The following is a 25862-nucleotide window of genomic DNA, read 5'->3' on the forward strand; positions in this document are numbered from 1 at the left end:
ATGAAAAGAAGCATGGGGCTTGATATCGGCACGCGCACAATAGGCGTGGCAACGAGTGATTTGCTGGGCATGATTGCCGGCGGCGTGGAAACCATACGCCGTACAACGGAAGAACGCGATTTTGAGCGCATAGGCGAGCTGATTAAAGAGCATGAAGTGGATACGGTTGTTTTGGGCTACCCCAAAAATATGAACGGCACAATAGGCGAACGCGCACATGTAAGCGAGGCTTTTGCCGAAGAACTGAAAAAACGCTTTGAAGGCATTAAAGTTGTGCTGTGGGATGAAAGGCTTTCGACAGTAGCGGCGGAAAATGTGCTGATAGACGCGGATTTGAAGCGCAAGAAACGCCGTAAAATTATTGACATGATGGCGGCTGTGGTTATTTTGCAGAACTATTTGGACAGCCGGCGCTAAACAAACGGCAGCGGGGTGATTTTAATGTTACAGAGAAAACATAAAATAGCCGGCGGCGTAATAGCGGTGCTGATAATTCTCGGCACGCTGGCAGTGCATGTGGCAGGCAATAAAGCCGCAGGCTTTGTAAACGAAATGGCCGACAGGCAGACGGTGCTGCAGGGCAAGCTGCAAATAGGGCATTTCAGCGCCAGTGTATCGGGCAATGTTGTGTTTGAAAACGTAGTGTGGACTGCGCCTGACGGCAAAAAACTGGCCGAAGTACCGGAAATGAACGTTTCCGCCAACCTTTTTGATATCCTTAAGGGTTCTTTCGGCATTAACTCCATTAACAGCATTTCTATCGAAAAGCCGCAGTTTGCGGTAAATTACACCGATAAAGACGGGCTTGACATTATTAACTATATCAATTTTTCCGATAAGGATGATGAAACGCCGACAGAATTCCGCGGCATGGTGGAAATTACCGACGGCGCTCTGGCGCTTGACATGAACGGGCAGAAGCTTGATTTCAGCAATGTGGAAATGCAGGCTAATTTAAAAGAGTTCCCGGATATTAAATTTACTTTGCAGGGCAAAAACGGCGATGCTGATTTAATTGGCAGCATTGACAAGGTTTATGACGATGTAACAATCGGAGCCGAAGTTAAAAACCTGCAAATTACTGAGCTTATGAAGGTTCTGCCTTCGTTTGGTGAACTGAGCATTACCGGCGGCGTTATTAACGGCGCCAAACTTGCAGCTGGGCTGCACGATGCGAAGTGGAACCTTAACCTTGACGGCAGCCTGAGCGGCGTGGCAGGCAAGGCTTTGGGCTATAACATTACCGATGGCGGCGGCAGCTTTGCCATTGACAACAATGCAGCTTCGTTTACCGCCGTTAAAGGCAAAGTGGAAGGGCAGGATGTTAACATGGACGGCAAAATCCTGTTCCAGAAACAGGGTATGCCTACTTATGATTTGAACGTGGCAGCGCCTTCCTTCCGCGTGGACGCTGTAAGCCCCGGCCTGGGCATTACCGACAGCGTTAACATTAACGGCAAGGTAACAGGCCCGATTGACGCGCCTGTAATTAACGGCAGCTTTACCATGGATAAGCTGGAAGTTGCTCCGCTTGTGGCAACGGGCATTAACGGTAATTACAACTATACCAATGGCTTGGTAACGTTAAGCAACACTTACGCCAATGTTTACAGCGGTACTTTGGGCGTAAGCGGTACGGTAGAGGCAGCAACCAAAAACTTTGCGCTGCATCTTTCCGGCAGCGGTATGGACAGCACCGCGGTAACGGAAACGCAAATCAGCGGCCCGCTGAGCTTTGAAGCAGACGCCAGCGGCACCGGCAGTGCAGACAGCGCTGTTGCGGGCGGTACGTTTGTTATTGCGCCCGGTAATTTTGCAGGCGTTCCGTTTAACTCGCTTTCTGGTAATTTCAGCCGCGCCAACGGGCAGATGACCTTCTCCGGCATTACCATTGGCACACCGCTTGGCAGCTTTACCTCTAACGCCGTAATGAACTCTAATGGCAAAATTACTTTTGATAAAATGAGCGAATCAGGCTTTACCGCACCTACCAAAGAAGAAGTGCGCGAAAACGTGCGCCAGCAGGTTGGCGGAGCAGTAAAACAGGGCCTCGGCAAACTTTTCGGCAAGTAAAAATTAACGCAGCAGCGTCCGTATTTTCAGCGGGCGCTGTTTTTGTTTAAGTAAATTTCACTTATCCTTTTATTGACAGTTAGCGGTATGATACGATAAAATAAACCTAATTATACTTATGCTTTAAGAAAGAGGTACAAAATGGACGATAACAAAGAATTTGAGCTTGAGCATGACCATATCGACGAAGAAGAAATCGTAGTTATTACCGACGAGGACGGCAACGAAATGTATTTCCGTGAGGAAATGGTTATCCCCGTTGGTGAAAAGAGCTTTGCGGTTCTTTCCGCTTTGGACGCTGACGACTGCGGCTGCGAAGATGAAGAATGCCATTGCCATGATGAAGAAGACGATGACGATGACAATGTAATCATTGCCCGCATTGACTTTGACGAAGACGGCAACGAAATTTATCTTGGCCCTACCGACGAGGAGTTTGAAGAAGTTAAAGCGGCTTACGAAAAACTCGTTGCCGAATGGGACGAAGAATAATTAAACTGCCTGCCGGACCTCTGGTCCGGCATTTTTAAAGTACGAATGTTTAGGGGCGGCGTAGCATGAGAAAAATATTACCGTTTTTTATGAGCACTTTGCTGGTAATATTTGTAGCATCTTACTGGGTTTTAAATTATACGGGCAACAATGCCGATTTAGCCGACGGCAAAACCTACGTTATTACGGTAGAAAACGGCATGACGGCGGCAGACATTGCCAATATGCTGCATAAGCAGAAACTTATTAAACGCCCTGAAAGCTTCAGGCTGGAAGCGCGTTTTATGGGCTTGGAAGGCAAATTGCAGGCCGGAAGCTACGAAATTGAAGCAGGAAAATCAAACGGCGAAATTATAGATATTCTGGCGCGCGGGCAGGTTAAAACCGTAAGCTTTACCGTGCCTGAAGGCTACACGGTAGAAAAAACTGCGGCCAAACTGGCGGCGGAAGGGCTGGGCGATGCGGAAAAATTTAAAGAAGCCGCACGCAATTACACTCCGTATAAATATATGGAAACCAATAATGCCGATGTAAAATACAAGGCAGAAGGCTTTATTTTCCCTTCAACCTACCAGTTTAACGACAGCATGACGGAAAAAGACATGCTTGCCATGATGGTTAGGGAGTTTAACACGCAGATTAACCACGAAAAAATCGGCGAAGCGGCAGAAAAAACCAAAATGTCCATTCACGATATAGTAACCATTGCCTCAATGGTGGAACTGGAAGCCGTTTTTAAAGAAGAACAGCCGCGCATTGCCGGTGTTTTTCTGCGCCGCTTGCAAATTTATATGCCCATTCAGTCGGATACAACCATTCAATATATACTGGGCGGAGAACAGAAGGCCGAAATCACTATTGCCGATACGCGCATCGAAAATCCGTACAACACGTATGTTAACTCCGGTCTGCCGCCGGGACCGGTTGGCAGCCCCGGCATGGACGCCATTAAAGCCGTGCTGAACCCAGAAAATACGGATTATTTATACTTTGTGGCCGAAAAAGACGGGCACCACCGTTTTACGCGCACTTACGAAGAACATTTACAGGCGATAGAAGATATTCACGGCCCGCAGTAAGGAAGGAACATGACAAGAAAATTTGTTAAGCCGGAGCTTTTGGCACCGGCAGGAAATATGGAAAAGTGCAAAATGGCGCTGCGCTACGGTGCGGATGCCGTTTACCTGGGCGGCAAAATGTTTGGCCTGCGCGCTTTTGCCAATAATTTTGAAATTGACGAAATTAAAGAAGCGGCAGATTTTGCCCATTCTTTAGGCAAAAAAGTTTATGTAACCGTAAACATTTTTGCGCATAACAGCGATATTGAAAAACTGCCGGAATACTTGCAAGAACTGCAAAAAGCAGGCGCGGACGCGCTTTTGATAAGCGACCTTGGCGTATGGCAGACGGCGCGGCGCGTTGTGCCCGGCATGCCGCTGCACGTAAGCACGCAGGCTAACACCACCAACTGGGCAAGCGTACAGGCGTGGCATGATTTGGGCGCGGAACGCGTAGTGCTGGCGCGCGAACTTTCGCTGGAAGAAATTGCACAAATCGGCGCTAAAACTACTGTGGAACTGGAAGCCTTTGTACACGGCGCAATGTGCATATCCTACAGCGGACGCTGCCTTTTAAGCAGTTACCTTACTGGGCGCGACGGCAACCGCGGCGCATGTGCGCAGGCCTGCCGCTGGGAATACACCCTGCACGAAAAGAACCGCCCCGGCGAAAGCTACGATATTGAAGAAGACGAGCACGGTACCTATGTAATGAACAGCAAGGATTTATGCCTTATTGCGCGCATACCGCAGCTTGTTAAAGCAGGTATTTGCAGCTTGAAAATAGAAGGCCGCATGAAAAGCGTGCATTATGTGGCAACCGTGGTCAGCGTGTACCGCAAGGCAATTGACGCTTACATGAAAGACCCGGATGGCTACAAAGTGCTGCCTGAGTGGATTGAAGAACTGAACAAGGTATCGCACCGCCCTTATACCGAAGGCTTTGCCTTTGGCACGCCCGGCGCGGATGCGCAGGTTTATACCACCAGCAGCTACGAACAGACGCACGATTTTGTGGGCATTGTTTTAAGCTACGATAAAGCAAACAAAAAAGCGCTGATTGAACAGCGCAACAACGTAAAAAACGGCGAAAAGCTGGAACTTTTAATGACGGACGGCACCTTAATGCCGCTGGAACTTAAAAATATGCAGGACGAAGAAGGCACGCCCATCGAATGTGCGCCGCACGCACGCCAGCACTTTTGGATTGACTGCGCTGCGGAGCTTCTGCCCGATTCGCTGCTGCGGAGGAAATTTATATGAGCGACGACCGAAGTATTATCTATCTGCGCGTGGCGCCGGAACGCATTGCCGACGTAAACTGGATTATGGAAGGTTATGAACACCTGGCGCTTGTTACAACCGAAGACCCGCGTGAAGGCGTGGTTAAACTTTTGGGCACGCCCGATACCTACAACGACGTAATGGAAATAATTGAAAACATGCCCTTTACGGTAGAAATTCTGGAAGGCGAGCCGGTTTTATAGTGACAGCAGGCAGTATTTATGATAAAATATAATGGTATTATTGTTTAGGAAAGACTGGTGGAGTGGAAATGATGCAGCGTTTGGGCAGGTTTTTAAGCCTGATGGCCAAAAACGGGCTTGACTGCGTTATTGTGAAGGATATACCGACAATCCGCTATCTGTCAGGCTTCCGCGGCGACAGCAGCCTGCTTTATGTTGACGCCAAAAGCACGGTTTTAATAACCGACGGGCGCTACACTACGCAGGCAGAAGGCGAAGTGCAGCATTACTGCCGTGTATTTACCTACACCGGCGATATCTGGCAGGCAGCGGCGGATTTTGCCAAGGCGCATACCCAAATTGGTTTTGACGGCGCAGCTTACAGCTATAACGATTACCAGAGCCTTAAAGAGGCAGTAAGCGGCAAAGAGCTTTTAAACATTGATTTAAAGTATCTGCGCATGGTTAAAGACGAACGCGAACTGAACCTGATGTGGAAGGCCTTTAAAATTGCCGACCAGGCGTTTTTAAAACTGCTGCCGGAAATTAAACCCGGCATGACGGAAAAAGCGCTGGCTGCAAGGCTTGAATACTACATGAGCAGTATGGGCAGCGAAAAACCTTCGTTTGATACGATTATCGCCTCCGGCGCGCGCAGCGCTCTGCCGCACGGCATGGCAAGCGATAAACAGATTGAAATAGGTGATTTTATTACCTTCGACTTTGGTGCTGTGTACGACGGTTATCATTCCGACATGACAAGAACGGTTGTGCTCGGCATGGCCAATTCGTGGCACAAGGAAATTTACACCATAGTTGAAGAAGCCCAGTGGCGCGGTTTAAAAAGCGCAAAGCCCGGCATGACGGGCGCGGAGCTTGACGCGATTGTAAGAGAATACATTACCTCGCGCGGCTACGGCGAAAACTACGTGCACGGGCTGGGGCACGGCGTGGGCCTTGAAATTCACGAAATGCCCAATATCAACAAACGCGGTACTGATGTTGTGCTGGAGCCCGGCATGACATTCAGCATAGAACCAGGTATTTACATTCCCGGCAAGGGCGGTGTACGTATCGAAGACACGGTTGTATTGACGGATGACGGCGCTAAAGTGCTGTGCGGCGTTAAAAAGCAACTGATGGAAATTGTTTAATTTTAAATAAACAGGAGGAGCATTTATGATTTCAACCAACGAATTTAAAACCAACGTAACTGTTACCATCGATGGCGACGCATGGCAGGTTGTAGAATTCCAGCATGTAAAACCGGGCAAAGGCGCAGCTTTTGTACGTGCTAAAATGCGCAACATGTGCACCGGTGCCGTTGTAGAACGCACCTTCAACGCAGGCGAACGTCTGCCGAAAGCACATATCGACCGCCGCGCAATGCAGTATCTGTATGAATCCGACGGCAATTATGTATTCATGGACAACGAAACCTACGAACAGTCCGAACTTACCAAAGAACAGCTTGGCAATGCCATCAACTTCCTTAAAGAAAACATGGATGCCAAAATCATGATTTACAACGGCCGCGTTATCGGCGTTGACCTGCCGAACACCGTTGAACTGACTGTTGTTAAAACCGACCCGGGCATCCGCGGCGATACGGCTACCGGCGGCAGCAAACCCGCAACCATGGACACCGGCTATGTTGTTAAAGTACCTCTGTTCATTAACGAAGGCGACGTACTCAACATTGATACCCGTACCGGCGAATACATTTCCCGCGCATAACTTAACTGAGCGCCGATTATAAAATTTATAATTACGCAAAAGAGCTGAACTTTATGTTCGGCTCTTTTTTTGTACATACAGGAAACCACTGTTTATATTCAGCTTGGCAAAACGTCGCTCCTAATTGCGTACGCAAACACGGCTGCGCAGCGGTTTGCGCATGGAGGATACAACAGTGATTTAGCCGTCGCGATTTTGCTCTGCGCTTCATTTAAACAGTGGTTTCCTGTTCATAAAGCAAGTAAAAACAGTAACTGTAAAATTGCTTATAAGTTATAGTAATAAATTGCCGCTTATGCTATGATTAAATTATAAAAGGTTCGTTATGCCATAATTAAACGGGTGGTGGCGTGTTATGGAGAAAATTAAAAGCATACTGCGTTTTTTGCCGGTGTTTATATTTATTGTTGCTGTAATTGCACTTTTTAACAGCTACGGAGATATGCAGAAGGTGCGCCCGGCTGATGAGTATAAGGATATGGGCGTTTACACGTTTTACCCGCAAAGGGTAATGCCGCTGCAAAAAGAAACCAATTTTAGCGGCAAAATGAAAAGAAGAAACCCCACAACTACAGTTTATGCCGTAGATTACTGGACGGAAGAAAACAGGAAAAATAAACTGGCGGCAGCAGCCGAAAAGATGCCGGAGCCTGAAAACTGGCGTGAAAAAATTGAACAGGGCAAAAGGTTGAGAGGTAAGCTGCGTTTTGTGAACGAGTATAATTATATCCTTGAAAAAGGCGGCATTGAAAGCAGCGCCCAACAAATTGTTGATGAAGGAAAACCTGTTGAACGCCGCGTGCTTTATATACCGGAAGAAAAATCATATATTACTGTTGAAAAAGATATGACAGCAGAAGATTACGTAGACGAACAGATTGGTTACAACAAAAAAGTTGCTATGGCAGCACTTACCTGTATTGTGGCGTTTGCCGCATACTATGCCGTAAAATATTTTGCTAAGTCAAAATGATGCCATTAAAACGTTTTATAACTGCCGTTAAAACATAATTTTTATAAAAAACAACCGGAAGCATTATACTGTGCCGCCGGTTGTTTTTGCTTATATGTTTGTTTTATAAAGTTAAAAAGTATACGTTGCCTGTACGTTAAAGCTGCCGCCCTGGCGTTCGCCTGCGTAGCCGCGCATGTTAAGTTCAAGGGTCCACGGGCTGTCAGGCGTGGGCTGGTAGTTAAAGCCAACTTCTGCCATTACGCTGCTGCCCTGCAAGCTCTGTGTGGGCGCTTTAAGCCCCTGCGCCGTCATATCAGCATCGCCGTTAAACTCGTACTCATACGCTAAGCCATAGTAAGTGGTGAACTTGCTTTCCTTATTGCTGGTAATGCGTGCGCCTATGCGCAGGCGGTCGCTGTTAATGCTGTCAAACTCAAACTCGTCATTAGCAACCTTAAAGCTGTCGCCTTCGGTGTAGGTGTGGAAGAACTTACCGTAAATATCAAGGTCGCTGCTTTCGCTGAGGCTGATGATTTTACCAACGCCAATGTGCGCGCCGTAGTAAGCGCTTTCACTTTCATAGCCGTAAAAATTGCCTGCACCATCGCGCAAAGCGTTATCCATATCGCTCTTTAACATACCGGCGCGGAGGCTGCCTTCTGTATAAACGCCGTTTTTATTGGTGTAGCGTGCCGCAATGCCGCCGCCGTTGTAAACAAGGCTGCCGTCACCGCGGAAGAACTCGTTGTTGAACTCATTAAACGTTCTGTAATTGCCGCTGCCGTTTTCGTAGAACACGCCCCAGCTGAACTCGCTGCCGTTACCGAACTTATCGGCATTGCCAACGCCAACAATTGTGCTCCAGCCGTTAATTTTAATGTCGCTGTTCACATCATACTTGCTGCGGTTGCCGTGCACGGCGGCAAAGGTTTTAACGCCGTAATTGCTGTCGCGGCTTATGGTGTCCAGGCTGTCGCTGATTAAATCCGTGCCCTGGTTTATAAAGGCTGCCGCAACGGCGCGGTTTTCAGCAACCAAATTAACCTGATTGTTTTGTTTAACTTCGGTTAATGTGTATTTAACGCTGTTGCCGTTGTCCGCAACTTCAACCGCACCAGTACCAACCGTAGCAACGCCAGCGGTAAATTCATCGGCAACGATAACTTTTCCAGAATCAATTCCTAATTTTTCACCGTTAATAAAGGTCATGCTGTCGCCGGTAGTAAGTTCTGCACCGCCTTCAAAATTAAGCTTGTTAAGATTGATATTGGTATCAGCAAGCGCACTATCTTCGGTGTTATTAATAATGTTTAAAACTGTGCCGTCACTGTCCCAAGTGATGTTGTCAAAATTAATGTCACTGAAGTTGTAGACGCCTTTAACACTGCCGTTCCAATTATCAATTATAAGTTTATTCCCTTCTGTCTTTATATTAAAATCATTTGACGGTGTACCATCAATATAATAACCAAATAAATTAGATTCAGAAACATCTGCTCCTATACCTAAAGTAATTATATTATTTGAAAATGAACGGTCATTTTGGACTGAATCAATATAATGATATGCACCGTAGACATCATCATTTATTTTTGCACTGCTTATGTATATAGTACTTCCCTCTATACTATGTCCATTCATCGTCCATCCACCAACTACATTATTTGCAGTACCGCCAATAATATAGATATGGTTATTTTTTAAAGTATCAATTGTAGTATTAGCAGCATAATTATATCCGCCATAAACATCTTGTACATTGGCATTATCTTTAACTACAACAGTATTTTCGCTGCTGTTTCCACCAAAGACGCCGTAAATATCTCCATTTACAACAGCATTTCCGCTAATTTCTACATAGTTATTTAATCCACTGCCAGCAGGTGAATTTACATATACGCCATATACAAAATTTACATTAGCATTTTCGCCTATTAAAACTTTATTATTTTCTAATTTATTATTACCGCGTGCACCATAAATACTTCCACTATTTGCTTTTGCATTACCGATAATTTCTACAGTAGTACCGCTAATTATATTAGCATTATAGTTTTGTGCACCATATACACTATTAAACACAGAATCTCCGCTAATAGTTACAGTTGTACCAAGAAGATTAGTTTCTGCCAAAGTTCCTTCTGCACCATAAATACTTCCGTTAATTGTTCCTCCAGTCATAGTTACTGAAGCATTGTTAATAGGTTCACCGGAATTATTTTCAGGCTGACCGTATACATTATCATAAACATCACCAGAATTTATAGTTACCGAACCATTACCAATTAAATCTTCCGCCGCTGCCGTATTTACAAAGCCGTACACGCTTATACTGCCCGCTGCCAGCAGGCTTAATAAAATTTTGTACTGCAAATTTTTACCCATAATAAAATCTCCCATAATAAAAATTACGGGAGGAGATTCACGAGAGAAAATTAGCGTACGTAATTCCCCCCCGCGGACTCTTTTGTTTGCTTTAATTATACCATTGCCGGAGATGTTTGTATATAAAACAGATTGATTTGTGTAAAGTTTGAGGGCAATTTTACCTTAAAAGATTTTTTTAAGATGGTTTTGTGGTTTTGTAGTTATTATATTTTTATTCATGTTACTTTTAATTTTGTTATCGCCTTTGATTATAATTTATTATTTTTTATTTCTTTTTATTATTCATCTTCATTCTTTTGACTGAGCAAAAGAAATTTTGGATGGTAAATTTTACTTCCTGTTCGGTCGTAAAATTTGCCTGGCTTCACTGGCACAATTATAAACTTCGCTTAAAGCTCGTTTCTAATTGGCGATTCAGCCAAAGAAAACTCACGCGGCTGATAAAAATTTAAACGCGGCACGCAGAAAGCAATAAAATTTTCCACGGAACTCGCTTCGCTCAAACACCGGGAAAATTTTATTGCTTTTCAGTAAATACCGCCAAATTTTTAATGCCGCGATTTGATGTAATCCGTACTTTTAATATATTGAATTTAGGTGAGTTGATTTGCTTAAATTCATACTTTGGTAAATTTTTATAAAAAGCAGCAATGTTATCGCAGGTTGCATATATTTTTTATAATGAATAGTCATAAAATACGATTTAAGAGCATAATATCAAAAATCAAGCTATAAAAGTACGGGTTATGTCAAAAGGCGACTTTCAAAAAACAGGCGAAAGCTTAAAATAAAAAGGCACTTGCAGCATTTGCCGAAGGATGTTTGAGCGAAGCGAGTTTCCGCAGGCGCTGCAAGTGGCAAACTGATTTAATATTGAGCCGTTAAGTTTTTTGAGGAGCAAAACTTTCTTGCTTACTTCTTTAGTTATAAAGAAGTAAGATGAGTAAAAAAAGAAAATCGAAGTATAAAAACTACATACAAGGATGAAACGTAAATTAAAATGAACATGAATAAAAAAGAAAATTAAAACATAAAACCTACATACAAAGGATTAAAAGAAAATTAAAAGCAAAACCCAAAAAATAAAACTCAATCCCATCTTTTTGCAATTTGACATATTTAACGGTATAATATAAACTAACAAAGTATGTTTTAAAAGAGTGTTTTATATAAAGGAGTTTTTATGCAGGGATTAATAAGCAGCGTTAAACGCGGCAGCCTTGCCGATGCCTCAGGCATTAAAGCGGGCGAAAGCCTGCTGGCGGTTAATGGCAGCAGCGTGCGCGATATTATAGATTTAAGCTTTTTGCTGGCGGATGAGGAAGTGGAGCTTGCGCTTGTCGATGCCGCAGGCAATGAGCGCAAAGTGCAGATAACCAAAAACATAGATGAAGACCTGGGGCTGGAGTTTGAAAGCGCCGTATTTGACAAGGTAACAACCTGTTACAACAAATGCGTTTTCTGCTTTGTAGACCAGATGATACCCGGCATGCGCAAGGGGCTTTATGTGCGTGATGACGATTACCGCCTTTCGTTTTTGTACGGCAATTTTATAACCCTTACCAATATGAAGGACGAAGATTTTGACCGCATTATTAAAACGCATATGTCGCCGCTGTACGTTTCCGTACACGCTACCGACCCCGAAGTGCGCTGCGCAATGATGAAAAACCGCTTTGCGGGTGAGCTGATGGATAAGCTGCAACGCCTGTTTGAAGCCGGTATTACCGTGCATACGCAGATTGTGTGCTGCCCCGGCTATAATGACGGTGAGGTTTTAAAACGCACTTATGCCGATTTGCGCGCGCTGGCGCCGAATGTTGAAACTATGGCCGTGGTGCCTGTTGGGCTTACCAAAAACCGCGCGCATTTAACGCCGCTGCGACTGTTTACGCCGCAGGAAGCGCGTGAAATTGTAACCATGGTTACGGACTGGCAGAAGGAATGCCGCCAAAGCCTTGGCAAATCGTTTGTGTACCTTGGCGACGAGTTTTACATTCTGGCAGGCATGCCGCTGCCGGAAGCGGAGTGGTATGACGGTTTTCCGCAGCTGGAAAACGGCATCGGCCTGAGCCGCAATTTTTTGGAAGAATGGCAGGAGGCAGGCAAAATTGCCCCGGTTAAGGGCAGTACAAACAGCGTTATACCCGTTGGCACAAGCGCTTATAAGGTTTTGCAGCCGCTTATTGAGGAGTTTAACGCCAAAACCGGCATGCAGCACAAGCTGCTGGCGGTGGAAAACGAGTTTTTTGGCAATACGGTTAACGTAACCGGGCTTTTGTGCGGCAATGATATTTTAAACGCCGTTAAGGGCGCAGAGAGCGTTATTTTGCCGGAAGTTGTTTTAAACAGCGATGATTTGTTCCTTGACGATATGAGTTACGCAGAGTTTTGCGCCGCCTGCGGAGCGCCTGTGCACAGGGCTGCTTCGGCAGGGGATTTGTACAAGCTGCTGCAAAGATAAGGTGTTATTATGAAAGATTACGGTATTTTGCAGGTTTATACCGGCGGCGGCAAGGGCAAAACCAGTGCCGCGCTGGGGGTGGCGTTCCGTGCGTGCGCACGCGGTGCGCGTGTGTTAATGCTGGCCTTTTTAAAGGATGACCCCAATTACAGTGAGGCAATCGGCGCGCATCTTTTGCCGGGCTTTACTTTAAAGCAGGTGGGGCGCGATGCTTTTGTAAATTTTAAAAATCCGGCACAGGTAGACCTTGACCTGGCGCGCAGCGGCTGGGAAACAGCCAAAAAAGCAATTTTAAACCGCGAAGCCGATTTAATAATACTTGACGAGATTAACATTGTTTTACAGACGGGCATGCTGCCGGTGGACGAAGTGGTTGATTTTTTGAAGGCGCATAAGGGTTATGCCGAAATTATCTGCACCGGGCGCGGCGCACCGCAGAAGCTGTGTGATGCTGCCGGGCTGGTAACGGATATGCAGGAGGTTAAGCACTATTTCCATCTGGGGGTAAGTTCCCGGGCAGGCATAGATTTTTAGAGAGTGAGGTTAGTGGAGTGGGTAAACCGATAGTTGCCATTGTTGGCAGGCCTAATGTCGGCAAATCGACATTGTTTAATATTTTTGCAAACAGCCGCATTTCCATTGTTGAAGACACCCCGGGCGTAACGCGCGACCGCTTGTACGCCGAGGGCGACTGGCTGGACAACCAGTTTATGATGGTTGATACCGGCGGCATTGAGATTATGAACAGCGACGCGATTGCTGTTTCCATCCGCCAGCAGGCGGAAATTGCCATTAAAGAGGCAGACGTTATTTTGTTTGTGTGCGATGCGCGCAGCGGCATTGTGCAGGAGGACGCCGATGTTGCCAGAATTCTGCGCAAAAGCGGCAAGCCGATTGTGCTGGCTGTAAACAAGGCCGATTCGCCCAAGCAGGAGCTTAACGTTTATGAGTTTTACAATTTGGGCCTGGGTGAGCCGTTCCCGATTTCGGCGGCTAACCATTTGGGCATTGGCGACCTTTTGGACGCCGTTGTGGCAAAATTTCCGCAGAATAAGGCGGGCGTGTTTGACAATGACGAGGACCAGATTAAAGTTGCGCTTATCGGCCGCCCGAATGTAGGCAAGTCTTCCATTTTTAATTCGCTGGTAGGGCAGGAGCGCAGCATTGTAAGCGACGTTGCCGGTACTACGCGCGACGCTATTGACACGCCGGTTGTGCGCAACGGGCAGAAGTATTTGTTTATTGATACTGCCGGTATGCGCCGCAAGGGCAAAATTGACGAGCCGATTGAAAAGTACAGCATTATCCGCAGCCTGCGCGCCGTTGACCGCAGCGATGTGGTGCTGATGGTTATTGACGCTGTGGACGGCGTTACCGAGCAGGACAAAAAAATTGCCGGTTATGCGCACGAAGCGGGCAAGGGCATTGTAATTGTTGTTAACAAGTGGGACGCCTACGAAAAGGACGAAAACTCCACCCTGCGCTATACCGAAACACTGCGCAAAGAGCTGATTTTTATGCAGTATGCGCCTGTTGTGTATGTATCGGCGCTTACCAAGCAGCGTATTCACCGTCTGCCGGAGGTTATTAACTACGTTGCCGAACAGAACGCCATGCGCGTGGCAACCAGCGTGCTGAACCAGGTTATTGCCGACGCTGTGGCAATTAACCCGCCGCCGACGGAAAAAGGCCAGCGTTTGAAGATTTTGTATGCAACGCAGGTTAAAATTAAGCCGCCTACGTTTGTTATTTTTGTCAACGAGCCGGAAATCATGCATTTTTCGTACCAGCGTTATCTGGAAAACAAACTGCGTGAAGCGTTCGGTTTTGAAGGTACGCCGCTGTCAATGATTATCCGCGGCAAAAAAGAGGACGAATAGAGGCTGGATAAATGGATGTAATGATGTTTGTATTATGGTTTGCCGTTGGTTTTGTGTTTGGCTCCGTCCCTTCTGGGCTGTGGCTGGTTAAGGCAATTCACGGCATTGATATACGCGAGTACGGCAGCAAAAATATCGGTAGTACCAATGTTTTCCGTACTGTTGGCGGCAAAACCGCGGCGCTGGTGCTTTTGTGCGACGCGGGCAAGGGCATTATTGCCGTTATGATTGCCCAAAGTATGACCGGCGGCGATTTGTACGCCATGCTGTTTGCCGCTATCGGCGCGCTGCTGGGGCACAATTATTCTTTGTTTCTTGGCTTTAAAGGCGGCCGCGGCGTTGCAACCGGCCTGGGGCTTTTAATCTTTTTAATGCCTAAGGTAAGCGGCATTTGCTTTATTGTGTGGCTTGCCATTGTGCTGGCAACCCGCTATGTTTCGCTGGGCAGCTGCGTGGGTGCGTTCTGCGCGCCGTGCCTTGCGTGGTATTTCGGGTATCCGCTGCCGGTGTTTTTGTTTGCCGCCGTTGCGGCAGCGTTTGTAATTATCCGCCATAAGGATAATATCAAGCGCCTTTTAAACGGCACGGAAAGCAAAATCCGCCAGGGGCACGCTGAAGATTTAAAGAAATAATTTTACAAACACATTCTGTTTTATAAGCGGAATGTGTTTTATTTTTTAAATTGTAAGAATATTTCAGTAAATTCATAAAAACATATGGCTTTTACCACGAAACAGTGTTATAATATTCCTATGAGTAAGGTGTAAAAAAATTTTTTAGGAGATGATTACATGACAGAAAAATCTACGTTCTATCTTGTCAGAGAGGAAATTCTGCCTGAAGCAATCAAAAAAACCATTAAGGTAAAGGAAATTTTAAAACGCGGGGAAATCAGAACCATTAATGAGGCCGTTGAAAAAATGGGGCTGAGCCGCAGCGCTTATTACAAATATAAAGATTATGTATTTCCGTTTTATGAAGCAAGCAAGGAAAAAATCATTACCCTTTCTCTTTTGCTTGAACATAAACCGGGCGTGCTTTCGCGCGTGCTGAATACTGTTGCAGGTGATTCCGGCAGCATTATGACCATTAACCAGGGTATTCCTTTGCAGGGTGTTGCCAACACTACCATTTCCATCGAAACCAAAAACCTGACGGTTGATTTGGAAGCGCTTTTGGATAAGCTCCGCATGATTGACGGCGTTAAACGCCTGGAAGTTCTGGGGCAGGTTTAAGCCGCAGCCATTTATTTAATTACGGGGGGAACAAATGAAAGATTGTATTAATATCGGCCTTTTGGGCGTGGGAACCGTCGGCAGCGGCGTGCTGCACGTGCTTGAGCATAACGGCGGCGAAATTGCCAAAAAAGCAGGCTGCAAAATAGAAATAAAGAAAATATTGGTGCGCAATCCGCAGAAAGCGGCGGAGCTTGGCAAAAAATATGCCGTTACCGGTGATTTTGAGGACATTGTAAATGACCCGGATATTGATATTGTTGTTGAGCTGATTGGACGTGAGCATCCGGCGAAGGAATATATTGCTTCTGCGCTGGAGCACGGAAAAAATGTTGTTACGGCCAACAAGGATGTGCTGGCAAAATACGGCAGGGAGCTGTTTCCGCTGGCGGAGCTGCACAATGTTGATTTTATGTTTGAAGGCGCCGTGGGCGGCGGTATACCCATTATCCGCCCGCTTAAATCGTGCCTGGCTGCCAACCGCATTAAATCGGTGATGGGCATTGTTAACGGCACAACCAATTATATGCTTACCAAAATGTCGCAGGACCATATGGATTACGGCGAAGTTCTGCGCGAGGCGCAGGAAAAAGGCTATGCCGAATCGGACCCGACTGCCGATGTTGGCGGGCTGGACGCTGCACGCAAGCTGGTAATTTTGGCTTCCATTGCCTTTAATACACGCATCAGCCTTGATGATGTGCTGGTATCGGGCATTGAAAGTTTAAAGCTCTGCGATATTGAATACGCCAAAGAACTGGGCTATACCATTAAACTTCTGGCAGTTGCCAAACATGATGAAGAAAAAGGCATTACCGTTTGTGTAAGGCCTACCATGCTGCCTGCGGAGCATCCGCTGGCAGGCGTTAACGATGTGTTTAACGCTGTGTTTGTGGAAGGCGATGCCCTTGGCGAAGCAATGTTTATGGGCCGCGGGGCAGGCGGGCTGCCTACTGCAAGCGCTGTTTGCGGCGATATTATCGACGTGGCGCGCAATATGGTGCATGGTTCTACCGGGCGCATTAACTGCACCTGCTTTGACGAAAAGCACCTGTGCCGCCTTGAAGATATGCTTTCGCCGTTTTATATCCGCCTGCATGTTGTGGACAGGCCGGGCGTGCTGGCTGCGATTGCCGCCGCTTTTGCCGCACAGAATGTGGGCCTGAAAAAGGTTATTCAGAAACAGATGGTTGGCGACAAGCTGGCAGAACTTGTTGTTATTACCTACCATGTTTCCGAACTGGATATGCAGATGGCCGTGCAGACTTTGAAGGGCCTGCCGGTTATTAAGGAAGTATGCAGCGTCATCCATGTTGAAGATGACAACGTGGAGTGATGTTATGAAAAAAAGCGTAAGGGTTATTGTGCCCGCCACTTCGGCCAACTGCGGGCCGGGGTTTGATGTTTTGGGCGCTGCCTGTAATTTATACAACGAATTTACCTATGAGCTTACTGAGCGCGGCTTTGAACTTGAAGTTACCGGCGAGGGCAGCGGGCGTTTGCATGCCAGCGGCAAAAACCTGGCGTTTCTGGCGTTTTTCCGTTTGTGGAACGAGCTTACCGACCGCCGCTATACCGGGCTGAAAGTTACCATGCACAACCGCATACCGCTTTCGCGCGGGCTGGGCAGCAGCAGTACGGCCATTGTTGCCGGGCTGATGGCGGCCAATTATTTAACCGGCAGCACTTTAACTAGGCAGCAGCTTGTAGATTACGCTACCGAAATTGAAGGGCATCCGGATAATGTGGCACCGGCGCTTCTGGGCGGGTTTACGGTAAGTTATATGGCGCACGGCAAGGCTGCTTCGCTGCGCTTTGTGCCCAAAAAGCCGCTGAGCTTTATTGCCGCAGTACCGGCGGAGCCGCTTTCTACCGCAAGGGCAAGGCAGGCGATACCGGAAACGGTAAGCCATAAGGATGCGGTGTTTAACGCCGGGCGCAGTGCGCTTTTGGTAAGTGCGCTTTTAACGGGCGAATATAAATTTTTGCCCGACGCTTTGGAGGACAGGCTGCACCAGCCGTACCGCATGCCGCTTATTAACGGCACGCAGGCTGTGTTTAAGGCTGCTAAAAATGCCGGCGCTTACGGCGCTATTATCAGCGGCGCGGGTTCTACCTTAATGGCATACGCCGCGGCGGATGCAGACAGTGAAGCCATTGGGCGCGCCATGCAGCAGGCTTTTGAAAAAGCCGGGCAGCAGGCGGTGTACCATGTGCTGAAGCTTGACGAAGAAGGCGCACGCGTTATTGATAATTAATGCTTGACATTTGCATTTAGTTTGTTTATAATATTACTTGTGTTTCGGGGCGTGGCTCAGCTTGGTAGAGCGCTTCCTTGGGGTGGAAGAGGTCGTGGGTTCGAATCCCGCCGCTCCGACCATTCCGAAACAACTGCCTTTACGGGAAATCCCCGTGAAGGCTTTTTTTATAGCCTTGACAGAAAAGGAGTGCGTGCAATGATTCGCAGCGTAAGGCTTGTATGCGCCGAATGCGGCAGTGAGTTTGTGCCGGAAGGCGGCGTTTTGTATTATAAGGACAATTACATTAATAATACCGTAAAAGAGGCAAAGTTCATCTGCCCGGCGTGCATTAAAAAATGGCACGAAAAATGGCAGATTAAAAATGCCGAATTTAACGAAGTGGACTATGTGATGACCGTCACCATCGAACTGGAGGACGGCACGGTTTACGAAGATTTGGACTGCACGCCTATGGACGGCTATGTGGTTGCCGGTGTGGATATTCCGCCGGAGGCGCAGAAAAAATTGTATGAGTTTTACAACGAATGGGATTTAAAACGCAAGCATGATGTGCTGAAATACTGCACTTTTAAGGATGAGTTTATGCGTACCAGCTTCAGCTGCGAAACCTACGGCGGCGAAAAATATGAGGACGTTGCCTTCCGCGTGAACATTAAGGGTGTTATGGAAACGGCTGTGCCGGTGCCCGATTATATTTTGAAACAGATTATTGACGCTTACAGTATTTACGAATTGCAGAACAGGGAATAACGGGGGAAAACAATGCAGGAATTACTTGAAAAGATTGAAAAACGCCGCACTTTTGCCATTATATCGCATCCTGACGCCGGTAAAACGACGCTGACGGAAAAACTTTTGCTGTACGGCGGCGCAATTCACCTTGCCGGTACGGTTAAGGCGCGTAAATCCAACCGCCATGCCGTTTCGGACTGGATGGAAATTGAAAAGCAGCGCGGCATTTCCGTAACAAGCTCCGTTTTGCAGTTTGATTATGACGGCTACCGCGTAAACATTCTGGATACGCCGGGCCATCAGGACTTTTCGGAGGATACCTACCGCACTTTGATGGCGGCTGACAGCGCCGTAATGCTTATCGACTGCGCCAAGGGCGTGGAACCGCAGACGAAAAAGCTGTTCTGGGTTTGCCACCGCAGGCAGCTGCCGGTATTTACTTTTGTAAACAAGCTTGACCGTTACGGCCGCGACCCGTTTGATTTGATGGACGAAATCGAGCAGGTGCTGGGCATCCGCGCGTACCCGATTAACTGGCCTATCGGTATCGACGGCAATTATATCGGCGTTTATGACCGCGTTAAAAAACAGATTGAACTGTTTGAAAACGACAGCAGCCACGGCTCCAAAATTTTAAAATCCACCACTGGCAGCCTGGATGACCCGGAAATTATTAATGCCATCGGCGAAGATTTGTACCATAAATTATGCGACGATATTGAACTTTTGGACATGGCCGGCGACGAGTTCGACATGGCGAAGGTAAACAGCGGCGAACTGACTCCGATGTTCTTCGGCAGCGCCATGACAAACTTCGGCGTGCGCAGCTTTTTGGAGAAATTTTTGGAGCTTTCGCCGATGCCGCAGCCGCGTATTTTGCAGAACGGCGATTTGTTAAGCCCGGACAACGAACTGTTCAGTGCGTTTGTGTTTAAAATTCAGGCTAACATGAACCCGGCGCACCGCGACCGCATTGCTTTTATGCGTATTTGCAGCGGCGTGTTCAAAAAAGGCATGACGGTGTACCACATGCAGGGCGGCAAGCCGGTTAAGCTGGCGCAGCCGCAGCAGTTCCTCGCGCAGGAGCGCACCATTGTTGAAGAAGCGTACCCCGGCGATATTATCGGTATTTTCGACCCGGGCATTTTCGGTATCGGCGATTCGCTGAGCGACGAAAAGCTGAAAATTCAGTTTGAAGATTTCCCGGTTTTCCCGCCGGAAATTTTTGCCCGTGTGCAGCCTAAGGATTCCTTAAAACGCAAACAGTTTGAAAAAGGCATTGTGCAGCTGGCGCAGGAAGGCGCCATTCAGGTATTCCGCCAGAAGGATCTTGGCATTGAAAGCTTTATCGTCGGCGTGGTTGGTTCGCTGCAGCTTGAAGTTTTGGAATACCGCCTTTTAAACGAATACAGCGCGCAGCTTTTGATGAACCAGCTTGGTTACAGCGTGGCACGCTGGGTATATGCCGAAAACGAAAAGGATATCGAGAACTTAAAAGGCCTCGATAACGGCATGCTGGTTTATGATAAAAAAGACCGCCCGGTAATTTTGGTTAACAACGAATGGGCGCTGAACTGGATTCTGGACCGCAACCCCAATTTGCAGTTCTTAACTGTGCCTTCTGATGTGGCGAAGATTTAAAGGACAAAATTATGGAAAAAATAAAACCGTTTTATGTGCTTGATGTGCCGGTTTACCCATATACAATGGACGGCGCGGTTAACTTTTTAAATTCGCAGGTAAAAAATAAAAAGCAGACTTTCGTGGTTACCGCCAATGCGGAAATTATTATGATGTGCCAGAAAGATGCGGAATATAAAAAAATAGTCTGCCAAAATGCCGATTTGGTGCTGGCAGACGGCGCCGGTACCGTTTGGGCCGGGCGCAAGCTGGGGCATAATGTGCCGGAGCGTGTGGCAGGCTGCGATTTATTTGTGGAGCTGGCAAAGCTTTCGGCAAAAAAAGGCTATAAGGTATTTTTCTTCGGTGCTGCGCCGGGCATTGCCGAAGCCGCGCGCGACAAGCTTTTGCTGGTGGCGCCGGGGCTTAAAGTGGCAGGCTGCCGCAACGGTTATTTTACCGAAGCCGAAAATGAAGAAATTATTGCCGAAATTAACGCAAGTGGTGCGGACATGCTTTTTGCGGCACTGGGCGCACCTAAGCAGGAAAACTGGCTGGCGCGCTTCCGTAGCGAACTGAATCCGCAGGTTTTAATGGGCGTGGGCGGCAGCTTTGACGTGCTTGCAGGCAAGATGGACCGCGCGCCGCTGTGGATGCAGAAAGCATCGCTGGAATGGCTGTTCCGCCTTTACAAGCAGCCGAGCCGCATAGGGCGCATGATGGTGCTGCCGCAGTTTGTAATTAAAGTGTTACAAAGTAAATAATTTGGTAGACAAAAGGAAATACCTATACTATAATAATATGATGAATAAATGAGTTCATCATATTATTTTTTTGCAGATGAATAGAAAGGAGCAGCAATGACGATAGTAAAAGATGGTTACCCGTTCATACTCGGCAGCCTGGCAGTGGCGCTTGCGGTATGGTATGGCGCGGGCATCATTTGGTGCATTCCCTTCCTGGTTCTTACGGCATATTTTGCGTATTTTTTCCGCAATCCAAAACGCGTTACGGAGCAGGACACTTCGGTAATTTATTCTCCGGCAGACGGAACGGTAATGGGCGTGGAGGATTTTTACGACGAAGAATATCTTAATGAAGAAGCCGTTAAGGTAACGATTTTCCTTTCTGTTTTTAACGTACATGTTAACCGCAGCCCCGTCAGCGGCGAAATTAAATATCAGCGTTATACCTGCGGGCAGTTTGTGCCGGCATACGAAAAAAACGCTTCGTTTGAAAACGAACGCCATGCCATCGGCGTGGAAAACGATAAGATGAAAGTGCTTGTCATTCAGGTGGCAGGCCTGCTGGCACGCCGCATTGTGTCGTGGGTTACGCTGGGGCATAACCTTACGCAGGGCGAGTGCTACGGCATGATTAAATTTGGCTCCAGCACCGAGCTTGTGCTGCCCAAAAATGTAGAAATACTTGTAAAAAAAGGAGATGCCGTCACCGGCGGTAAATCCATAATCGGGAGGGTCATGGACTGATGGAATACCGTCGTATAATACCTAACAGTATCAGCGGTACTAACTTGATTTTAGGCGTTCTTTCTATTTTTGAATCTGTTGCCGGCAATTTTGAATGGGCGGCAATATACATTATTCTGGCTGTTGCCGTTGATGCCTGCGACGGGCGTGCGGCAAGGGCGCTCGGCGTGGCCGGCAAGTTCGGCGTCGAGATGGATTCTCTTTGCGACGTTTGTTCGTTTGGCGTTGCGCCTGCCGTAATGATGTACTACTACGGCATGACCGATTTCGGCATCTGGGGCCAGCTTATTGCTGCGCTGTTTCCGGTATGGGGCGCTTTGCGCCTGGCGCGTTTTAACATTAATGCCGATGTTATCCACGGTTATTTTCAGGGCATGCCTATTCCCGGCGGTGCCTGCGTTCTGGCTGCGTTCGTGCTTTCCGGCTACGACGTGCCGCAGAGCTATGTTGCCGTACTGACCTTTGTTATCGGCTGCATTTTGTACAGCACTATCCGTTATCCGGATTTTAAGGGCAAGGGCAACCCGCTCTTTAAAGTGCCCGTTATTATCGGGCTTGCCATTGGCGCGTACATTTTTTACCTGCGCCCGGAAGGCTGGCCGTTTGTAATTATGTTTACCTATACGCTTATCGGCATCATCAATGCGGTTTATGTTAAAGCACTGCATAAGCAGTGATTAGTGTGAAGCGAGGAGCCTTTTATGACAACGTATTTTGATATAATAATGATTCCTCTCCAGCTGTTAATCGTATTTTTTACCATTTATTATTTTACGCTTTCGTTCTTCGGGCTGGTTTACCGCAAAAAAGACAAAAAGGTTTATGAAGAAAAGCATACTTTTGCCATGGTTGTCTGCGCGCATAACGAAGAACGCGTTATCGGCGCTTTGGTAGAAAACCTGCATTTGCTGAATTACTCTGACAAACTGTATGATATTTTTGTTGTTGCCGACAACTGCACCGACAAAACTGCCGAAGTGGCACGCAAAGCCGGTGCGCAGGTGCATGAGCGTTTTAACGACACCGAAAAGGGTAAAGGCTATGCCATGGACTGGATGTTCAACCGTCTGTTCAAAATGGAACGCCAGTATGACGCCGTGTGCGTTTTTGACGCCGATAACCTCGTACACCCCGACTTTTTAAAGGAAATGAACAGCCGCCTCTGCAACGGTGAGCGCCTTATTCAGGGTTACCTTGATTCCAAAAATCCTAACGATACCTGGATTTCCGGTACTTTCTCGATTGCTTTCTGGGTTATTAACCATGTATACCATCTGGCAAAATACAATATCGGCTTGTCCAGCTGCCTCGGCGGTACGGGCATGTGCATTTCCACCGATATTCTGCGCCGCTATGGCTGGGGCGCAACCTGCCTGACGGAAGATATGGAATTTACCATGAAAGCGATTCTGGAGGGCATACCGACAACCTGGGCGCATGACGCTATTGTTTACGACGAAAAGCCGCTGACCTTCATGCAGTCTTGGAATCAGCGCAAACGCTGGGCGCAGGGTCAGTTTGACGTAGGCAGCCGCTATATCGGCAAGCTGTTTAAAAAAGGCATTAAAGAGCGAAACCCGATTATGCTGGACGGCATCCTGCATTTGTTCCAGCCGTACTTTTTGCTGCTTTCTACCTTTTATGTAATTTGCAGCTATATTTATATGTACTATCCGTTCTATACAAACGTGCTTTATTCCATTCTGCCGGTTGAGGTATGGACGCTGATTGGTATCGGACAGTATGTGTTCCCGGTAATTGTACTTTGGAAAATACGCGCTTCGTTTAAATCGTGGCTGTATCTTCTGCTGTACCCGCTGTTTATTTACAGCTGGATTCCCATTTCGTTTATCGGTTTCCTGCACAGGCATGACCACGAATGGAGCCATACGCTGCACACCCGCAACATCAAATTTGATGAAGTGCTGGTTCCTAAAAATGCAGAATTCGGACCTAAACAGGTGGTATTCCCAAAAAAGTAGTAAACGCCCCGCCTGAGGGCGTTAAAAAAGAATACGATACGCAAAACAAAAGCGACGGCTGATGCCGCCGCTTTTGTGCTTTATAGGGTAGTTTGGCAGTTAAATTAATGCTTACGCCTGTGTTTAACCGATACCCGCAGCACGGGTAAAAACGATTGGCATAAGCAAAATTTACATAAAATATATTTCTTTACAGTTTTATATTTATCTGTTAAAATAAGCAGGCAAATGTGCTGCCATAACGGTAGGCGGTTAGCCCTTCCCTGAAGGGACTGTGACCCTTCGTTGATATAGAAATCAATTTGTTTTTGCAGATTGAAATTTCCGGCGAAGGGAGGAGTAAACGTGGATATTCTGTCGTTTATAGCCATTGTAGGTTATACAATAGCAGTTTTTACCCTTGGATACTCCTTGGGAAAAGATTTCTCTAATAAACAGAAATAACCGCCCGCAGCCTGACAAACTTGGGCGATTATTTCTTTAATAATCTACTAATTTGCGGCTGACCGTCTATCGGCAGCCGTTTGTTTTTCTATAATTATTATAGCAAATATGGTGTTAAAGTCAAATAGCTGTAAGCAAAAATAAAAGTGTCAATGGTTATTGCTGTTCAGCAAGGTAAAATAAAAACGCAGGCTAACGTTGCGGTTAACCTGCGTTTTGTAATTATTAAAAGAAAACTTTAACTTTTATTAGTTTTTAAATATGATTCAAAAATCCTAAGCGGTCGAGAATTTTAAAGGTAACGCTGAGCAGGATTGCAACCAGTGTTGCCAAAACCATGCCCTGTACGCTGATGGTGCCGAAGGTAAGTTTGGCGCCGGACAGGCCGATAATCATAATAACGGCGGTCATAACAAGGTTGGAAGATTTGCTGTAATCAACCTTGCTTTCTACCAGTACGCGCAGGCCGCTGGCTGCAATAACGCCGAACAGCAGAATGCACACGCCGCCCATAACCGGTACGGGAATGCTGTGAATCAGCTCGGAGAGCTTGCCGATGAAGGAAAGCAGAATGGCAAATACTGCCGCACCGCCGATAACCCATACGCTGTAAACCTTGGTAATGGCCATAACGCCGATGTTTTCTCCGTAAGTGGTGTTAGGCGTTGCACCGAAGAAGCCGGATAAAATGTTGGAGCAGCCGTCTGCAAAGAGAGAACGGGAAAGGCCCGGGTCTTTAATGAGGTTGCGGTCAACAATATTGCCGGTAACAACCAGATGTCCGATATGCTCTGCCAGTACAACCAGTGCCGCAGGAGCGATAATCAAAATGGCATCCAGATTAAATACTGGGCTGTAAAAATGCGTAAGCTGGAACCACGGTGCGTTAATAACGGGGGTTAAATCAACAAGGCCCATGAACAGCGCCAGAATGTAGCCGCAGATAACGCCGAACAGTACCGGTATAATGGCAAGGAATCCGCGGAAAGCGACGGAACCGATAATGGTAACGCAAAGGGTAAACATAGAAACAATAATGTGGTTGGTATTAATGTTTTCGCCCGTCAGCCCGGCCATGGAAGCAGCGGTCGGCGCAAGTTCAAGGCCGATAACTGCAATAATGGCGCCCATGCACGCGGGAGGGAAGATAACGTCAATCCAGCCGGTGCCGGTAGCTTTAATAAGTGCGGAAAACAAAATGAAAATAATGCCGAACACAATAAAGCCGGACTGCGCATCGTGGTAGCTGCTTGTTGCCATAATTGCGAGCACTGGGGAAATAAAAGCAAAGCTGGAACCGAGATAGGAAGGGATGCGGCCTTTGGTGATGAACAGGTACAGCAGCGTGCCGATACCGTTCATAAACAGGCAGGTTGTAGGGCTTACGTTAAACAAAAACGGAACGAGCACCGTTGAGCCGAACATGGCAAACAAGTGCTGTATGCTGAGCGGAATGTTCAGCGCAAGGGGCGGACGTTCTTCAACTTGGATAATTTTTCTTTCCATGCACATAACCTCTTTTCTATTTTATAGCCTGTAATATTTTAATGTATTTTGCGGCAAAGGGCAAGTTTGTAAAGCCTGT

General features: G+C 47.0%; 24 protein-coding genes and 1 tRNA gene. 23 read left to right on the forward strand and 2 right to left on the reverse strand.

Annotated elements, in window-relative coordinates:
• The 9 genes from ruvX (at position 1) to M3079_RS00685 (ending at position 7799) form a co-directional block, all read left to right on the forward strand.
• Entirely contained in the window at positions 1-417 is a 417-nt protein-coding gene (gene ruvX / locus M3079_RS00645; protein ID WP_249076615.1) for a Holliday junction resolvase RuvX, read from the forward strand.
• A gap of 24 nt (positions 418-441) precedes the next feature.
• Positions 442-2073 carry a hypothetical protein gene (locus tag M3079_RS00650; protein ID WP_249076616.1) on the forward strand — a complete coding sequence of 544 codons (1632 nt, stop codon included), beginning with the start codon at positions 442-444 and terminating at the stop codon, positions 2071-2073.
• A 141-nt stretch (positions 2074-2214) separates the two neighbouring features.
• On the forward strand, positions 2215-2565 hold the full coding sequence (locus M3079_RS00655) for a DUF1292 domain-containing protein (RefSeq protein WP_249076617.1): 351 nt from the start codon (positions 2215-2217) through the stop codon (positions 2563-2565).
• Between the two features lie 65 nt (positions 2566-2630).
• Positions 2631-3644: an endolytic transglycosylase MltG gene (gene mltG, locus M3079_RS00660; RefSeq protein WP_249076618.1), complete on the forward strand. Its 1014-nt coding sequence runs from the start codon at positions 2631-2633 to the stop codon at positions 3642-3644.
• A gap of 9 nt (positions 3645-3653) precedes the next feature.
• Positions 3654-4886, forward strand: coding sequence for a U32 family peptidase (locus M3079_RS00665; RefSeq protein ID WP_249076619.1), 1233 nt, complete (start codon positions 3654-3656; stop codon positions 4884-4886).
• On the forward strand, positions 4883-5110 hold the full coding sequence (locus tag M3079_RS00670; protein WP_021716881.1) for a DUF4911 domain-containing protein: 228 nt from the start codon (positions 4883-4885) through the stop codon (positions 5108-5110). Before M3079_RS00665 ends, M3079_RS00670 begins: the two co-directional genes overlap by 4 nt.
• Positions 5111-5178: 68 nt before the next feature.
• Positions 5179-6243: a Xaa-Pro peptidase family protein gene (locus M3079_RS00675; RefSeq protein WP_249076620.1), complete on the forward strand. Its 1065-nt coding sequence runs from the start codon at positions 5179-5181 to the stop codon at positions 6241-6243.
• Between the two features lie 25 nt (positions 6244-6268).
• Positions 6269-6826 carry an elongation factor P gene (gene efp, locus M3079_RS00680; RefSeq protein WP_021716879.1) on the forward strand — a complete coding sequence of 186 codons (558 nt, stop codon included), beginning with the start codon at positions 6269-6271 and terminating at the stop codon, positions 6824-6826.
• A 355-nt stretch (positions 6827-7181) separates the two neighbouring features.
• Entirely contained in the window at positions 7182-7799 is a 618-nt protein-coding gene (locus M3079_RS00685; RefSeq protein WP_249076621.1) for a hypothetical protein, read from the forward strand.
• Between the two features lie 111 nt (positions 7800-7910).
• Here M3079_RS00685 and M3079_RS00690 read toward each other — a convergent pair whose 3' ends face one another.
• On the reverse strand, positions 7911-10166 hold the full coding sequence (locus tag M3079_RS00690) for an autotransporter outer membrane beta-barrel domain-containing protein (protein WP_249076622.1): 2256 nt from the start codon (positions 10164-10166) through the stop codon (positions 7911-7913).
• A gap of 1186 nt (positions 10167-11352) precedes the next feature.
• On the opposite strand from M3079_RS00690, the gene M3079_RS00695 reads away from it, so the two are divergent.
• The 14 genes from M3079_RS00695 (at position 11353) to M3079_RS00760 (ending at position 23833) form a co-directional block, all read left to right on the forward strand.
• Positions 11353-12633 (forward strand): DUF512 domain-containing protein, encoded by a 1281-nt coding sequence (locus tag M3079_RS00695; protein ID WP_249076623.1) that lies wholly within the window; start codon positions 11353-11355, stop codon positions 12631-12633.
• 9 nt (positions 12634-12642) lie between these two features.
• A complete protein-coding gene (locus tag M3079_RS00700) occupies positions 12643-13167 on the forward strand; it encodes a cob(I)yrinic acid a,c-diamide adenosyltransferase (protein WP_249076624.1) in 525 nt (174 codons plus the stop codon).
• A 17-nt stretch (positions 13168-13184) separates the two neighbouring features.
• Positions 13185-14513 carry a ribosome biogenesis GTPase Der gene (der, locus tag M3079_RS00705; RefSeq protein WP_249076625.1) on the forward strand — a complete coding sequence of 443 codons (1329 nt, stop codon included), beginning with the start codon at positions 13185-13187 and terminating at the stop codon, positions 14511-14513.
• 11 nt (positions 14514-14524) lie between these two features.
• A complete protein-coding gene (plsY, locus tag M3079_RS00710; RefSeq protein WP_249076626.1) occupies positions 14525-15145 on the forward strand; it encodes a glycerol-3-phosphate 1-O-acyltransferase PlsY in 621 nt (206 codons plus the stop codon).
• A 159-nt stretch (positions 15146-15304) separates the two neighbouring features.
• The gene (locus M3079_RS00715) at positions 15305-15748 is read left to right on the forward strand and encodes an ACT domain-containing protein (protein WP_021716869.1); all 444 of its coding nucleotides are present in this window, start codon (positions 15305-15307) and stop codon (positions 15746-15748) included.
• Between the two features lie 34 nt (positions 15749-15782).
• A complete protein-coding gene (locus M3079_RS00720) occupies positions 15783-17084 on the forward strand; it encodes a homoserine dehydrogenase (RefSeq protein ID WP_249076627.1) in 1302 nt (433 codons plus the stop codon).
• Between the two features lie 4 nt (positions 17085-17088).
• On the forward strand, positions 17089-18006 hold the full coding sequence (gene thrB / locus M3079_RS00725) for a homoserine kinase (RefSeq protein ID WP_021716866.1): 918 nt from the start codon (positions 17089-17091) through the stop codon (positions 18004-18006).
• Between the two features lie 45 nt (positions 18007-18051).
• A tRNA-Pro gene (locus M3079_RS00730) sits at positions 18052-18128 on the forward strand.
• A gap of 76 nt (positions 18129-18204) precedes the next feature.
• Complete coding sequence (locus tag M3079_RS00735) at positions 18205-18759, forward strand: hypothetical protein (protein WP_249076628.1); 555 nt, start codon at positions 18205-18207, stop codon at positions 18757-18759.
• 12 nt (positions 18760-18771) lie between these two features.
• Complete coding sequence (locus M3079_RS00740; protein WP_249076629.1) at positions 18772-20382, forward strand: peptide chain release factor 3; 1611 nt, start codon at positions 18772-18774, stop codon at positions 20380-20382.
• A gap of 11 nt (positions 20383-20393) precedes the next feature.
• Positions 20394-21125 (forward strand): WecB/TagA/CpsF family glycosyltransferase, encoded by a 732-nt coding sequence (locus M3079_RS00745; RefSeq protein ID WP_249076630.1) that lies wholly within the window; start codon positions 20394-20396, stop codon positions 21123-21125.
• Between the two features lie 96 nt (positions 21126-21221).
• On the forward strand, positions 21222-21851 hold the full coding sequence (locus tag M3079_RS00750) for a phosphatidylserine decarboxylase family protein (protein WP_021716862.1): 630 nt from the start codon (positions 21222-21224) through the stop codon (positions 21849-21851).
• Positions 21851-22528, forward strand: a complete 678-nt coding sequence (gene pssA / locus M3079_RS00755; protein WP_021716861.1) for a CDP-diacylglycerol--serine O-phosphatidyltransferase — start codon at positions 21851-21853, stop codon at positions 22526-22528. The genes M3079_RS00750 and pssA overlap by 1 nt, the downstream gene beginning before the upstream one ends.
• Positions 22529-22552: 24 nt before the next feature.
• Entirely contained in the window at positions 22553-23833 is a 1281-nt protein-coding gene (locus tag M3079_RS00760) for a glycosyltransferase family 2 protein (protein ID WP_021716860.1), read from the forward strand.
• A gap of 699 nt (positions 23834-24532) precedes the next feature.
• On the opposite strand, the gene uraA is transcribed toward M3079_RS00760, so the two are convergent.
• A complete protein-coding gene (gene uraA, locus M3079_RS00765; RefSeq protein WP_249076631.1) occupies positions 24533-25783 on the reverse strand; it encodes a uracil permease in 1251 nt (416 codons plus the stop codon).
• Positions 25784-25862: the final 79 nt, after the last annotated feature.

The organism is Phascolarctobacterium sp. ET69 (assembly GCF_023336935.1).
Lineage (GTDB): Bacteria > Bacillota > Negativicutes > Acidaminococcales > Acidaminococcaceae > Fusicatenibacter_A > Fusicatenibacter_A intestinipullorum.

Coding starts and splice junctions, on each gene's coding strand:
- plsY (WP_249076626.1), top strand. CDS start 14,525: ATGGATGTAATGATGTTTGTATTATGGTTTGCCGTTGGTTTTGTGTTT.
- M3079_RS00720 (WP_249076627.1), top strand. CDS start 15,783: ATGAAAGATTGTATTAATATCGGCCTTTTGGGCGTGGGAACCGTCGGC.
- M3079_RS00750 (WP_021716862.1), top strand. CDS start 21,222: ATGACGATAGTAAAAGATGGTTACCCGTTCATACTCGGCAGCCTGGCA.
- pssA (WP_021716861.1), top strand. CDS start 21,851: ATGGAATACCGTCGTATAATACCTAACAGTATCAGCGGTACTAACTTG.
- thrB (WP_021716866.1), top strand. CDS start 17,089: ATGAAAAAAAGCGTAAGGGTTATTGTGCCCGCCACTTCGGCCAACTGC.
- M3079_RS00760 (WP_021716860.1), top strand. CDS start 22,553: ATGACAACGTATTTTGATATAATAATGATTCCTCTCCAGCTGTTAATC.
- M3079_RS00690 (WP_249076622.1), bottom strand. CDS start 10,166: ATGGGTAAAAATTTGCAGTACAAAATTTTATTAAGCCTGCTGGCAGCG.
- M3079_RS00665 (WP_249076619.1), top strand. CDS start 3,654: ATGACAAGAAAATTTGTTAAGCCGGAGCTTTTGGCACCGGCAGGAAAT.
- M3079_RS00650 (WP_249076616.1), top strand. CDS start 442: ATGTTACAGAGAAAACATAAAATAGCCGGCGGCGTAATAGCGGTGCTG.
- efp (WP_021716879.1), top strand. CDS start 6,269: ATGATTTCAACCAACGAATTTAAAACCAACGTAACTGTTACCATCGAT.
- mltG (WP_249076618.1), top strand. CDS start 2,631: ATGAGAAAAATATTACCGTTTTTTATGAGCACTTTGCTGGTAATATTT.
- M3079_RS00655 (WP_249076617.1), top strand. CDS start 2,215: ATGGACGATAACAAAGAATTTGAGCTTGAGCATGACCATATCGACGAA.
- M3079_RS00715 (WP_021716869.1), top strand. CDS start 15,305: ATGACAGAAAAATCTACGTTCTATCTTGTCAGAGAGGAAATTCTGCCT.
- M3079_RS00670 (WP_021716881.1), top strand. CDS start 4,883: ATGAGCGACGACCGAAGTATTATCTATCTGCGCGTGGCGCCGGAACGC.
- M3079_RS00700 (WP_249076624.1), top strand. CDS start 12,643: ATGAAAGATTACGGTATTTTGCAGGTTTATACCGGCGGCGGCAAGGGC.
- M3079_RS00735 (WP_249076628.1), top strand. CDS start 18,205: ATGATTCGCAGCGTAAGGCTTGTATGCGCCGAATGCGGCAGTGAGTTT.
- M3079_RS00745 (WP_249076630.1), top strand. CDS start 20,394: ATGGAAAAAATAAAACCGTTTTATGTGCTTGATGTGCCGGTTTACCCA.
- uraA (WP_249076631.1), bottom strand. CDS start 25,783: ATGGAAAGAAAAATTATCCAAGTTGAAGAACGTCCGCCCCTTGCGCTG.
- M3079_RS00685 (WP_249076621.1), top strand. CDS start 7,182: ATGGAGAAAATTAAAAGCATACTGCGTTTTTTGCCGGTGTTTATATTT.
- M3079_RS00740 (WP_249076629.1), top strand. CDS start 18,772: ATGCAGGAATTACTTGAAAAGATTGAAAAACGCCGCACTTTTGCCATT.
- ruvX (WP_249076615.1), top strand. CDS start 1: ATGAAAAGAAGCATGGGGCTTGATATCGGCACGCGCACAATAGGCGTG.
- M3079_RS00695 (WP_249076623.1), top strand. CDS start 11,353: ATGCAGGGATTAATAAGCAGCGTTAAACGCGGCAGCCTTGCCGATGCC.
- M3079_RS00675 (WP_249076620.1), top strand. CDS start 5,179: ATGATGCAGCGTTTGGGCAGGTTTTTAAGCCTGATGGCCAAAAACGGG.